Here is a 12,337-nt window from a genome sequence, read left to right as displayed (position 1 = left end):
TGGGGTGATAAAAGGTTGTGCGATACATATCAAAGGGCTGTGGATAACACTGTGGGTAAATGAGAGGGAAAGATGCCGCCTGTCTGATACGTTAATCCGTTTGCGCCTGTGTCTGCGCTGCCGACGCCAATCCTGGCCGCCCTTTTCCGATGAATACATAGTAGCTCCCATAAATGAGCAGCAGGACCGGGATGCCGGCATAGAGGACGATCTGCTGTGACGGGTCAAAATAGAGGCTGACGATGACGCCGATGTTCAGGATTGCCGCCAGGATGGGCACGAGCGGGTAGAGGGGCGTGCGGAAGGCCAGTTGACCGGCCGATCCGCCGAGACGGGTGTATTCGCGGCGGAAATTGACCTGGCACCAGGCGATGATGATCCAGATCAGGCAGCCGGTGAGGCCGGTGCTGGACATGAGCCAGAGGTAGACCGTGTCGGCGGCGTAGGCCTCCGTCAAGAGGGACAGGCAGGCCAGCGCCAGGGTAAAGAGAACGCCGTAGAAGGGAACGCCCCGGCTGTTGAGGCGACCGAGCCAGGAGGGCGCCTGTTTCTCTTTGGCCATCGACCAGAGCAGGCGCGAGCAGGCGTAGAGGGCTGAGTTGCCCGCCGAAAGCGCCGACGTGAGGACGACAAAGCTCATCACATTCTGGGCGAAGGGGATGCCGATGCGGCCGAAGACGGTGGCAAAGGGGCTCTCCTGCACACCCGCCTCGGTCCAGGGGATCGTGCCGGCCAGGACGGTGACGGCGAGGACATAGAAGATGATGATGCGCAGGCTGATGCCGCGGATGACCCGGGGGACGTGTTTGCCGGGCTCTTCACACTCGCCGGCGGCAATACCCACCAGTTCGGCGCCTTGGAAGGAGTAAACGACGGCGATCATCGTTAGGAAGACGGCATGAAAGCCGTTGGGGAAGAGCCCTCCGTCGCCGGTGCTGAAGTTGGAGAGGCCGATGGCCCCCTCATGGCCGGTAAAGCCGAAGATCAGGCCGGCGCCGGCGATGATGAAACCGACGATGGCGACCACTTTGATGCTGGCGAACCAGAATTCCGCTTCGCCGTAGGCCTTGACGGAAATCAGGTTTAAGAGCGCCAGGGAGACGGCGAAGACGGCGCACCAGATGTATACGTCCACCTGGGGAAACCAGTTGTGCATGATGATGCCGGCGGCGGTGAAGTCGGCGGCGATGCAGAGCGCCCAGTTGACCCAGTAGAGCCAGCCGGTGGTGTAACCGGCGGCGGGGGAGATGAAGCGGGATGCGTAGCTCTGGAAGGAGCCGGCAACCGGCATGGCCACGGCGAGTTCGGCCAGACAGAGCAGGACGAGGAACATGATCAACCCGCCGGCGGCGTAGGCCAGGATAGCGCCGAAGGGACCGGCTTGATGAATCGTCTGGCCCGAGCCGAGGAAGAGACCGGTGCCGATGGTGCCGCCGACAGAGATCATCATCAGGTGGCGGGACTTCATGTCGCGGCGGAGGCCTTTTTTCTCTGGGATTAACTGTTCCGGATTCAAGGTAGGCGTTGTCATTGGTCTTCCTCCATTTACAATAAAAAATGGTTGTGAACGCTATCACAACCATTCCCGCAAAAATCCCTGTCACGGTCTGGCGATAGCGCTCCACCCCCGGAGGGTGACAGTCATGCCCCTGTTCAAGACATGCCCAGCAACGGTCCTTCTCCGCAAGGACGGTCACTTCGGCGGAAACGCCTTTCCAGTCTGGTCATCGCCCGGCAAGCTCTCTGACTGTACTTTTCGTTTTCCGCGCCTCTATCGGGATGTTCATTTGTCATGTACAAAATTTAATACAAAGCAACGATAGTGTCAATAAGAATATACATGCAGTGAAAATGAATAAATATGAGGGTTGTTAAGATTGTTAATTTTCTACTAAGATTGCGGCAAACGTCCCATCGGAAGGGGCTTTTTCCAGTATACTCGACATGATACATGACAATGCCCCTCCGAATCGTCGAGTTTTCCGCCATATTGGAATATCACGTCAGTTATGGCATGAAGGAAATCAAGGGTAGCGCTTTTTTCAGTTCGAATCATATAGCGATGCCGGTGTTCTTTCAGGTATCATAGAAATATGATCAGCCGCGTGAATAGACCCGGACGCTGAATCATTGATGTGGAGAGAGATAAAGGATGTGCCAAAAAAGCATGGAAGCCGAACCAAATGCCAACGGGCCAAGCCTTGACAAAACGCCGGAGCGGAAGTCCTTCAACCGTTCCGAGTACTACATCAACCGGGAATTGAGTTGGCTTGAGTTCAACCAGCGCGTGTTGGAGGAGGCCCTTGACAGGACCAATCCCTTGCTGGAACGTTTGAAATTTCTGGCGATCGTCAGTTCCAACCTGGACGAGTTCTTCATGGTGCGCGTCGCCGGCGTGCAGGATCAAAAAGAGGCGGGTTTGTTGAAGCGCGATCCTTCCGGCTTGACGCCGGCGGCGCAGTTGAAGTTGATCGCCGAACGTACCCACCGCATGGTGCAGGATCAGTACGCCCACCTGATGAACAACCTCCTGCCGGAATTGGAGGCCAAAGGGATCCGCTTCTTGCGGTGCGACGAATTGAACCGCAGCCAGAAGTCCTTTGTGGAGAACTATTTTGAACAGGTCATCTACCCTGTCTTGACGCCGCTGGCCGTCGACCAGAGCCGGCCCTTTCCGCTGCTGGCCAACAAGAGCCTCAACATCGCCGTCTTTTTGGAGCCGGAAAACAACCTGGCCGTCAAACGGCAACTGTTTGCCGTCGTCCAGGTGCCCTCGGTGCTGCCTCGCTTTATTGAGGTTCCCTGCACGGGAGGCGAAGCTTTCGTTTTTCTGGAGGACGTGATCAAGAGCCAGTTGGAGGTGCTGTTCCGGGGCAACCATATCCTCGACGCCTCGACATTTCGGATCACCCGTAACGCCGACCTGACCGTCGACGAGGAGGGCGCTGAGGATCTCCTGGAAGCCATCGAAAAGGAACTGCAGAAACGGAAGTGGGGCGCCGAGGTGCGCCTCGAATTACAGTCCGGCGCGAGCCCGGCCATCCGGGATTATCTGAAGGCGGACCTGGAACTGGATGATGAGGACCTCTACACCATCCCTGGTCCTTTAGATTTGACGGCTTTCATGCGCATCGTCGATCTGCCGGGTTACGACAATCTGCGCCACGAGAAGATGACACCCCAGGAGCCGGAAGACCTGGTCGGCGAGAAAGACCTCTTCGCCGCCATCGCCAAAAAGGATATCCTGCTGCATCATCCCTACGAGTCCTTTCATCCGGTCGTCGAATTTGTCTCCCAGGCCGCCCGGGATCCGCGGGTGCTGGCGATCAAGCAGACCCTATACCGGGTCAGCGGCGATTCGTCCATCGTCAAGGCCTTGGCCGAGGCGGCCCGCAAGGGCAAACAGGTGACGGTGCTGGTGGAATTGAAGGCGCGCTTCGATGAGGAGAAGAACATCGCCTGGGCGAAGACGCTAGAGAAGGCGGGCTGCCATGTCATCTATGGGCTGGTGGGCTTGAAGACCCACGCCAAAATCATCCTGGTCGTGCGTCAGGAAGAGGGGATGATCCGCCGCTACGTCCATCTCGGCACGGGCAATTACAACGACGCCACAGCGCGCTTTTATACCGATTTTGGCCTGCTGACCAGCGCCGAGAGCTTTGGCGCCGACGCCACCGACTTTTTCAATGAGGTGACCGGCTACGCCGTGCCGGCCAAGTGGCGGGAGATCGAGGCTGCGCCGCTGGGGCTGCGCAAGCGGTTTTTCGAACTGATCGAGCGGGAGATCGCGGCGAGCACGCCGGAAAAACCGGGCCGCATCATCGCCAAGATGAACTCGCTGACCGATGAGCGCATGATCCAGATGCTGTACAAGGCCTCCTGCGCCGGCGTGCAGATCGACCTGATCATCCGGGGGGTCTGCTGCCTTCGCCCGGGGATTCCCGGTGTGAGCGAGAACATCCGCGTCACCAGCATCGTGGGCCGCTTCCTGGAGCACCACCGGGCCTACTACTTCCAAAACGGCGGTAGCGAGGAGATTTACTTGTCCAGCGCCGACTGGATGGATCGCAACCTGGATCGGCGCGTGGAACTGCTCTTCCCCGTCAAGGCCCCGGCGTCGGCGCAGCGGGTGAAAGCCATCCTCGAAATGATGCTGAAGGACAACGTCAAGGCCCGCCGCCTGCTCCCCGATGGGACCTATGTGCGGGTCGCTCAGGAGGAACGGGAGGTCCTGCAGAGCCAGGTCTACTTCCTCAAGCACTCGCGGCGCAAGGGCGGACGCGGTTCGAGACGCAACCGTGCGGCAGCGGCGACTCCGGCGGCCCCAGCGGAGCGAGAGAACGAGAAGGAGAACGGGAAGAACCTGCTCCATTAATTCGGCAAATACAGATAGAGGCAAATACAAACAGAAGCGAACACAGACAGAAACAAAAGAACCGAAACAAAAGAGCGGGCAACCCTCGAAAGAAGGGATTGTCCGCTCTTTTTATTTTGCATCTGTGCCTGCCATCATGGTTTTCTTTTGTCGGTTTCGTTCGTACTGCCGCTCACTTAAGCCCCGCTCTGGGCCGACACGAGGAGGTTGCGTCCGAAGACCTTTTTAAAGTCTGGCGCCACCTTGTAGGCGTCACAGATCTCCAGATCGGCCGAGTGGCGGGTGCGGGCGATGAGATGGACGTTCTCCACATGATGATGGAGGCGCACCTCGCTGACCACGCCGGCCTCGCTGCGCTCCAAGGCTTCGGCGATGCGAAGGATGACGCCGAGCTTGCGGATCGTCCGGCCATCCTCTTCGCTGAGAATGTCTTTGTAGGGGAGCAGGTTGCCGGAAAACGTTTTGGTGTGGGCCATGGCGACAAAAGCAGCCATCAGGATCTCCCGGTGGGTCAGACCGTTGATGCGGGTGCTGGTGATCAGGTAGAAACTGTGCTTGTGGTGGTCGTAGTAGTTGACATGAATCCCGATGTCGTGCAGCAGGGAGGCCACTTCCAGGATTCGGCGCTCAAAGGGGCTCATTTCATGAAGGGCTTTCAACTGATCGAACATAGAGAGGGTCAGTGCGGCCACATGTCGAGAATGGTCCCGTTCCAGGCTGTAGTAGCGCATCAGGTTGTTGACGCAATGGCGGACCACGTCGTCGACGACGGGGACCGGTTGCTCCCGGAGCAGGTACTGGTAAAAGAGGCCGTCGCGAAGACCGGAGCCGCTGACGACCAGTTCCCCTCCCTGGGCGGCGTTGATAAGGGCGCTGATGATGGCCAAGCCGGCAACGATGATGTCGGCGCGGTCTTTCGAGAGACCGGGGATCTTTCTGCGCTGTTCCAGGCTGACCGTTTTGACGGAACGGTAGATCTCGTGAACGTCTTTGGGCGCCATCCGGTAGTTGTGGGTGATGTCGAGGCTGTACTTTTTGCGCTTGCGATCGATCTTGGACAGGTTGCGCACCGTGCCGCCGAGACCGACGATGGTCGGCGCTTCCATATCTTTGATCCACTCGATGGCGGCGAACTGGTCGGAAAGGAAATTTTCCAGGGCTTTCAGTTGATCCTCGCCGGGCTTGTTCGCTCCTCGCGCCGAGTCGATCCGGTTCTCCGTCAGGGTGACGGCGCCGAAGGGCAGGCTGATCGCCTGGACCATGCGGCGATCCTCGATGCGGATGACCTCGGTTGACCCGCCGCCGATGTCGACGATGATGCCCCGCTCGATGTCGATGGTGTTGATGACGCCGTTGTAGGCTGCTTCCGCTTCCTCCCAGCCGGAGAGGACGCGAAAATCAAAGCCGGTGTCCGCTTTGACCTGTTTGAGAAACTCCCTTTGGTTGACTGCCTGGCGGACGGCGGCGGTGGCCACGCAGTCGGTGCGGGTGATGCCATGAGCCTGGCAGAGGTGCTGGAACAGGCGCAGCGCCTCGATAGTCCGTTCTATGGCGATCGGTTTCAAGATGGCTTCCGGTCCCATATGTTCGCTGAGACGGACGCCTTCTTTTGCCTCGTCAATGAGCTTGTAGGATCCATCAGGCGCGATGCCGACGATCATGAGGCGGACCGAGTTGGAGCCCAGGTCGATGATTCCGATTTTTTCCACGTCTTCTCTTCCTTGTCCAGTAAGATTTATTGCGAAAGCTGTCGCCGTCTAAGGAGAAGGTCCGAACTCATAGACCGCAATAGATATTCAATGCGGATAAAGCGCCGGCGACCGCTCCCGAAAGCGCTCTGGTGTGAGCATTATCATAAAAATATTACACGCAGTCGCGCGAGTTCCTGCTTTGTTAGGTGCGCGGATTTTTTTGTCGGAGCGGGTGAATCTAGAAGGGAGAACAAACCGGTAATTTCTTTCGTGTGGATTTACTCAAAATGGCCCCGATGCAACCCAGGTCCTTATTTTTTGAGAGGGGGAAAATGGTGAGAACGCTGCTGTGGATTCTCTTCTATTCTTTGCCGCTCATCGTGATTATCGCCTTGGGCCTCCGAGTTGTGGGGCAATACGAGCGAGCCGTTCACCTGCGCCTCGGCAAATTCATCGGCATCCTGCAGCCGGGACTGAACTTCATTATTCCTTTCGGCATAGATCGGGCCATCTACGTGGATATGCGGACAGCCACCATCGATGTGCCCCGCCAGGACATCATTACCCGTGACAACGTGCCGGTGGCCATCGACGCCGTCGTCTACTTCCAGGTCTTCGAACCAAAACTGGCCATCCTGAATGTGCAGGATTTTCGCCAGGCGACGACCCTCTACGCCCAGACGCTGCTGCGATCGGTGCTGGGATCCCATGACCTCGATGAGATGTTGACGGCAAGGGATAAGCTGAATGCGGTTCTGCGAGAGCAATTGGACAAGGCGACCGATCCCTGGGGGATCAAGGTGACCGGTGTGGAGATCAAGGCCGTCGATCTGCCGGAAGGGATGAAGCGGGCTATGGCCAAACAGGCTGAGGCCGAGCGGGAACGGCGTGCCAAGGTGATCTCCGCCGAAGGGGAGTACCAGGCTTCGGAAAAACTGATGGAGGCGGCGGCGATCATCAGTAAGAACCCGACCGGGGCCTTACTGCGGATCTTGCAGACAGTGACGGAGATCGCTACGGAAAAGAATAGCACCATATTATTCCCGCTGCCGGTGGAAATCCTGTCGTTTTTGCAGCGGGAGAGTCGGGAAGAAAAGAAGGAACAGGGTTTGGAAGGACGGTAAGGCAATGGACGAGCGGGAAAAAGGCTGTTGACGCGGGCCGCGCGAAAAACTATTATGCCCTGCCGGGTCATAAGCGATGATGAAAAAGGCTTTTCATGAAAAAATGGCAATAGAAAAAGCAAATTGATCGCGTACAATAACCCCGCTGCGGCATATTCGACAGCGGGGTTTTACGTTACGTATCACTTTTTCTTTCGTTAGTTTTTGTCGCGTTAGTTTTTGTCGCCCTATTCACCACTCAAGGTCTCGGTGGGCCCCGATAAGGCCGCGCCCGCGTTCAACAGACCGAACCCGTATTGTTCGTCCCGGCCCGGTCGTCCCAAATCCCCGGCGCTCTTGGTCAGCGCATGGCTGATCTGAGCCGCTTTCGCGCCGGGGTGTGTCAGTTTGTAGAGGGCAGCCGTCGCAGCCACCATCGGCGTAGCGAAGGATGTGCCGGCGCCGTTGAGGTAGTAATAGCCCCCCTGGTCCAACTCCCCGAAATACTGGCCGATCTCAGCAGGGAGGGCGCCGGCGATGTCGACGCCCGGAGCGACGAGTTCGACGCAATGGCCGCTGTTGGAGAAGTCGGCGATGGTCTTGTCGGGCATGATGGCGCCGACAGTGAGCACACCGGGATAGGCGGCCGGATAGACCCTATCGGCGTCTGTACCGCCGTTTCCGGCTGCTGCGACGACGAGCGCGCCTTGCTTGCGGGCATAATGAACGGCTTCGGCGAGCACTTTGCTCTCCTCGTCCGTCTCCAGGCTCAGGTTGATCACCGCTGCGCCATGGTCGGCGGCGTAGCGGATGCCCAGGGCAGTATCGTAGACCGTTCCGCCCTCGGCGCCCATCACCTTGACCGGCAGGATTAGCACATTCGCCGGACCGGACACGCCGGCGATACCCATGCCGTTGGCGTTCACGGCGGCGGCGACGGAGGAGACAAAGGTGCCGTGGCCCATTTCATCAGTCAGGTCATGGGGGTCGCTGTAGGGGGAGCCGTCGGGCTTGGGCAAACTGACAAAGTTCATGCCCTCACTGGCAAGCACACGTCCAGCCAGGTCGGGGTGGTTGACATCGACGCCGGAATCGACGACAGCCAGTTTGACGATTCCCGTTGCTTTCTGCAGCGCATCCCAGGCTTCCGGGGCATGAATGGCCGCAAGGCCCCACTGCTGGTCGAAGAAGGTGTCGTTGGTGTTGACGGAACCAGTTGTTCCAGCCGGACGGACGCGGTGGTTCAGTTCCGCATATTCCACATCGGCGTCTCTACGCAGTTCATCCAGCAGTTCCCCGGTTGAACGATTCTTGGGGACTTCCAGGAGGAACGCCTCTGCTGCCGCCAGCTTTTTTTGTGAATCGGCCAGGATCTTCAGAGCCGGCCGTTTTTTAGCTGATTCCGGTGAGCGATACTTAACAATCACCTGTCCCGGGATCGGCGCCTTTTGAAACGTTCTCTCTAGCAAGCCCGCCTTACGGATTACGTCGGAAGGGGAGTTTGACTCAAATGCGTAGGCCGGGAATTGAGAGAAGGCGAACAAAAGAAGAATGAGCCAAGGGATAAAGCGGTTCCTGCCAAAAAGCAATGGTTGATTCTTCATCGGGCAGCCCTCACTTTCTGTAAGTTTTTTCTGATGAATTCTGGATAGAAAAGGTTAATCCTTCTTATGGATGTTTAGATATTTACATCGATGTTTAAGATTGTTTCTCTGTTCGCTACCAGTCTTCCGGATAGAATTCATTAGTACTGTAACCCGAAACATCTTCAACGGGTGAGCGATTCCTCCGGGAAGGTCGTAAACAATTGAATCCAGAGGATATACATACGGGTTGTCTGCGCGCCAAAGTGTTTCTCTTGCTTTATTTTGGGAAAATAGGGATAAGCACCTCGGGCAAGTTGCCTCCATACTATGTAAGACAGCATCGCGACCGGAGGTGGACTGGATGATCCCAACCCTCATAGGAGCGCTGATTGTTCCGTTTATCAAGGGACTTACGGCGCTGTTGAGCTACATCTCCAACAACGCATTCCCGCAGCCCCTGTCTGAAACGGAGGAAGCCTACTGCCTGGCTCGCTTAAAAGAAGGGGATGAACAGGCGAGAAACAAGCTGATTGAACATAACCTGCGGCTTGTGGCGCACCTGGTCAAGAAGTTCGACGGCACCGGTGAGAACAACGACGACCTCATTTCCATCGGCACCATCGGCCTGATCAAGGCCATCAACACCTTTGACGCAAGCAAGGGGACGAAACTGGCGACCTATGCAGCTAGATGTATTGAGAATGAAATTCTCATGCACCTCCGTGCCATGAAAAAGATGCGCGGTGAGGTATCCCTCTACGACCCCATCGGCGTAGATAAGGAAGGCAACGAGATTACCCTCATTGACATCCTGGGCACCGATCCGGAAGCGGTGTCCGATGTGGTGGAAAACGCCCTCGAACAGGCCCGTCTGTTGAGCAAGCTGAAAAAGCTGAGCAAGCGAGAGCGCTATGTGATTGAACTGCGTTACGGTCTCTTGAGCGGTTGCCGGCAGACGCAGCGGGAGATCGCCAGGAACCTGGGCATCTCGCGGAGTTATGTCAGTAGGATCGAAAAACGAGCGATCATGAAACTGATGTCTGACCTGGCGAACAAAGCCTAGGCAGGGGTTCATATATTGAATAGCGACCATCGACGGCGAAATCAGTCGGTGGTTTTTTGTTTTCATTCGCGCAATTCCAAGCTCCAGGTAGAATAGCGAAGCACTGTCATGTACAATGTCCTCAATAATATTTCGCGAAAAACAAATAGAGCCATAAAACCGTGGTAAAATATAGAAGTAAAATGTGCGGTTTGGACGCCTCTAAGGGGTGGGATACGATGGAGATTTTTCGAGAGATTGATCGGTTGAAGCAAACGGTTGACCGGTACCGTCCGTTATGCCCGGAGTTGATGTGGGCAATTTCACGGAAATTCCGTGAAGAATGGACCTATCATACCAATGCGCTCGAAGGCAACACGATGACATTGCAGGAAACCGTGTTCTTCCTCCGCGAGGGATTGACAGTGGAGGGGCGCACGTTGAGAGAACACATGGAAATGCTCAATCACGTAGAAGCCATCGACTTTATGCAAGACACATTGTCCTCTCGCGACCTTTCTGAACGACTTATAAAAGACTTTCATGCGATACTGTTCAGCGATATGAAGTATGGAAAGGGCGAAATCCCGGTTCCCCCTGGATTGTATAAGACCCGCGACAATTATGTTGTCACGCTGTCCGGGGAAATTCATCACTACTGCCCGCACTATCTTGTTCCTGAAAAAATGGAGGAAATGTTTTATTGGTTGGACCATGCCATGCAGGTGCTACACCCTGTAGAAACAGCCGCAGTCGTGCACCAGAAGATAGTGGCGATCCATCCCTTCCCCGACGGCAATGGTCGAACCGCAAGGTTGGCCATGAACTTTCTTCTCTTGCAGAAAGGATACCCGCCGGCGATCATTCCCAAGGAGCGGCGGCGAGAGTACTATGCGGCCCTCGAAGAAGGCGATCAGGGAAAACCGGAGCGGTTCATCCGCCTCGTCGCCGAAGAGGTGAAGCGAAGCCTGCTGGTGATGCACACGGAGATCGACAAGGCCGTGCAACAACAACAGCCAGTAGCTGTAGAAAAGAAAAAACCGGATAGGGCTTATGAGCGGTAGCGCTCATTGGACGTTAGTAAGAACGGGCCGCAAGTAAGTAAGTTTGCGGCCCGTTTTGCGTTAGAGGTTTTGTTGTGGTAACCGGAAAGCGTTAGAGGAATCCAATTACTTTCCTAGAATGTTTTACGAAAACTGTAAGCCGTAAAGGGGAACTGGTATGATTATTTTTCTCGATCTGGAGTCAATGGCTCCGATTTATACGGGGGTATTTCATCTTTCAGCCGTAAAGGTAGATAAAGACGGCACTTTAATAGATAAGAAAGACAGGTTTTTTATGGTTGACAACGTTCTAACAAACATTCATAACCTGACGCAACAATCGTTGTCGGAAAAATCAGGGGGAATCAACTTTCGACGAATAGGCAAAAGTTTGATTGAATGGCTTCATAACTCTGAGTTAATCATCGTCTATGACAAAAGTAAAATTATTGAGGTATTAAATAGAGAATTGCCGACTCATATACATGGCATCCATGACTTACATTGGCGTTGTCTAAAAACATCATGGCAGGAATACTCAAAAAGTAATCATATCATTGCGCTTAAAGATAAAAATAGTATTATAAAGAATTACTTGGAGTTCCTTAATATTGAACCGGATGAAGTCGATGTATACACGGAATCCATCTTTAACCATTTCTTAGACTTACCGGATTCAAGATGGACTATAGGCGCGATGATGAACATCTGGCAAGCGGAATTGACACACGCCCAAAATAAAACACCCAGATGCCAAAAGTGTAAGGCGATTTATCGTTTCTACCATATCGATATACGAGGCGGTTACGAATGCTGGAAATGTCAGAAGGCGATGAATGTCATCCTTATCTACAACCAAGAGGATGACATTCCGATTTCTGAAGATTGTCCGATATGCAGCGAGATGGCATACTCTAGACCTAAATCCCTTATCCCCCTGGCTGAACAACAGGGAGTAATACTCGAAGAAAGATATAATAAAACCATGAATTCTAGATATATCATGCATATCTGCCCCCATTGCAAAGCTCACCAGGGGGATTATCATATTGTTGAGGACATGCACCAAAGTCCTACATTTATCAAAAGGATTAATGGGAGATATTGCCGGTTTTGCGATGATTGGAACTTCGAGTAAAAAGGGATGTGAGACACATTTATTTGGGATATAATGTTATTTGAGGTGTTTAGGAGGTAGGTGGTTAAAGTGATAATTTTAAATAATAAAAAAACGCCAGACCCCTTGATTTTCCAGATAACGTAAAGCCCTCGAATAATTTAAAGAGAGGTTACAAAAACATTCCGGTACCTCGTGCTCTTTGGTTCCGTCGCTCGTCAAACAGTTGGGGAGGATTCCGACATAGATATCCTAGTTCTGGCAGACAAGGAACTGTCGGATTTCGATGTAGTGAATGAATGACGCCCCGTTTTCCTTGTAGTTGGAGAGCGGGGCGTCTTGTATTTTTTCGTGGGTCTCTGGTCAAAGCCTCGTTACTT

The 12,337-nt window shown here is 54.6% G+C and carries 9 protein-coding genes and 1 riboswitch; of the genes, 6 read left to right on the top strand and 3 right to left on the bottom strand.

Annotated features, from left to right (window positions below; all coding sequences use genetic code 11):
• Nucleotides 1-91: 91 nt before the first annotated feature.
• Nucleotides 92-1,531 (bottom strand): amino acid permease, encoded by a 1,440-nt coding sequence (locus GTO91_RS15320; protein WP_161259610.1) that lies wholly within the window; start codon nucleotides 1,529-1,531, stop codon nucleotides 92-94.
• A 75-nt stretch (nucleotides 1,532-1,606) separates the two neighbouring features.
• Nucleotides 1,607-1,782, bottom strand: a riboswitch (Lysine riboswitch).
• 385 nt (nucleotides 1,783-2,167) lie between these two features.
• Between GTO91_RS15320 and GTO91_RS15315 the strand changes: the two genes are divergently transcribed.
• Nucleotides 2,168-4,375, top strand: coding sequence for an RNA degradosome polyphosphate kinase (locus GTO91_RS15315; RefSeq protein WP_235919635.1), 2,208 nt, complete (start codon nucleotides 2,168-2,170; stop codon nucleotides 4,373-4,375).
• 176 nt (nucleotides 4,376-4,551) lie between these two features.
• Here the strand turns inward: GTO91_RS15315 and ppx are convergent, their stop codons facing one another.
• Nucleotides 4,552-6,084: an exopolyphosphatase gene (gene ppx / locus GTO91_RS18725; protein WP_161259608.1), complete on the bottom strand. Its 1,533-nt coding sequence runs from the start codon at nucleotides 6,082-6,084 to the stop codon at nucleotides 4,552-4,554.
• 317 nt (nucleotides 6,085-6,401) lie between these two features.
• Here ppx and GTO91_RS15305 point away from each other — a divergent pair, with 317 nt between their 5' ends.
• A complete protein-coding gene (locus GTO91_RS15305; RefSeq protein WP_328793824.1) occupies nucleotides 6,402-7,190 on the top strand; it encodes a slipin family protein in 789 nt (262 codons plus the stop codon).
• Between the two features lie 227 nt (nucleotides 7,191-7,417).
• On the opposite strand, the gene GTO91_RS15300 is transcribed toward GTO91_RS15305, so the two are convergent.
• Nucleotides 7,418-8,638 carry a S8 family serine peptidase gene (locus GTO91_RS15300; protein ID WP_161259606.1) on the bottom strand — a complete coding sequence of 407 codons (1,221 nt, stop codon included), beginning with the start codon at nucleotides 8,636-8,638 and terminating at the stop codon, nucleotides 7,418-7,420.
• 478 nt (nucleotides 8,639-9,116) lie between these two features.
• Between GTO91_RS15300 and sigK the strand changes: the two genes are divergently transcribed.
• The 4 genes from sigK (at nucleotide 9,117) to GTO91_RS18805 (ending at nucleotide 12,260) form a co-directional block, all read left to right on the top strand.
• Nucleotides 9,117-9,818 (top strand): RNA polymerase sporulation sigma factor SigK, encoded by a 702-nt coding sequence (gene sigK / locus GTO91_RS15295; RefSeq protein ID WP_161259605.1) that lies wholly within the window; start codon nucleotides 9,117-9,119, stop codon nucleotides 9,816-9,818.
• 218 nt (nucleotides 9,819-10,036) lie between these two features.
• A complete protein-coding gene (locus tag GTO91_RS15290; protein WP_161259604.1) occupies nucleotides 10,037-10,861 on the top strand; it encodes a Fic family protein in 825 nt (274 codons plus the stop codon).
• 157 nt (nucleotides 10,862-11,018) lie between these two features.
• Complete coding sequence (locus tag GTO91_RS15285) at nucleotides 11,019-11,978, top strand: hypothetical protein (RefSeq protein ID WP_161259603.1); 960 nt, start codon at nucleotides 11,019-11,021, stop codon at nucleotides 11,976-11,978.
• 174 nt (nucleotides 11,979-12,152) lie between these two features.
• Nucleotides 12,153-12,260: a nucleotidyltransferase domain-containing protein gene (locus GTO91_RS18805; RefSeq protein ID WP_161259602.1), complete on the top strand. Its 108-nt coding sequence runs from the start codon at nucleotides 12,153-12,155 to the stop codon at nucleotides 12,258-12,260.
• The last annotated feature ends 77 nt before the right edge of the window (nucleotides 12,261-12,337 follow it).

The sequence above is a fragment of the Heliomicrobium undosum genome (assembly GCF_009877425.1).
In the GTDB taxonomy this organism is placed as follows: domain Bacteria; phylum Bacillota; class Desulfitobacteriia; order Heliobacteriales; family Heliobacteriaceae; genus Heliomicrobium; species Heliomicrobium undosum.
The sequence above is the reverse complement of the archived record's forward strand: the minus strand, read 5'-3'. Positions and strand labels throughout refer to the sequence as shown.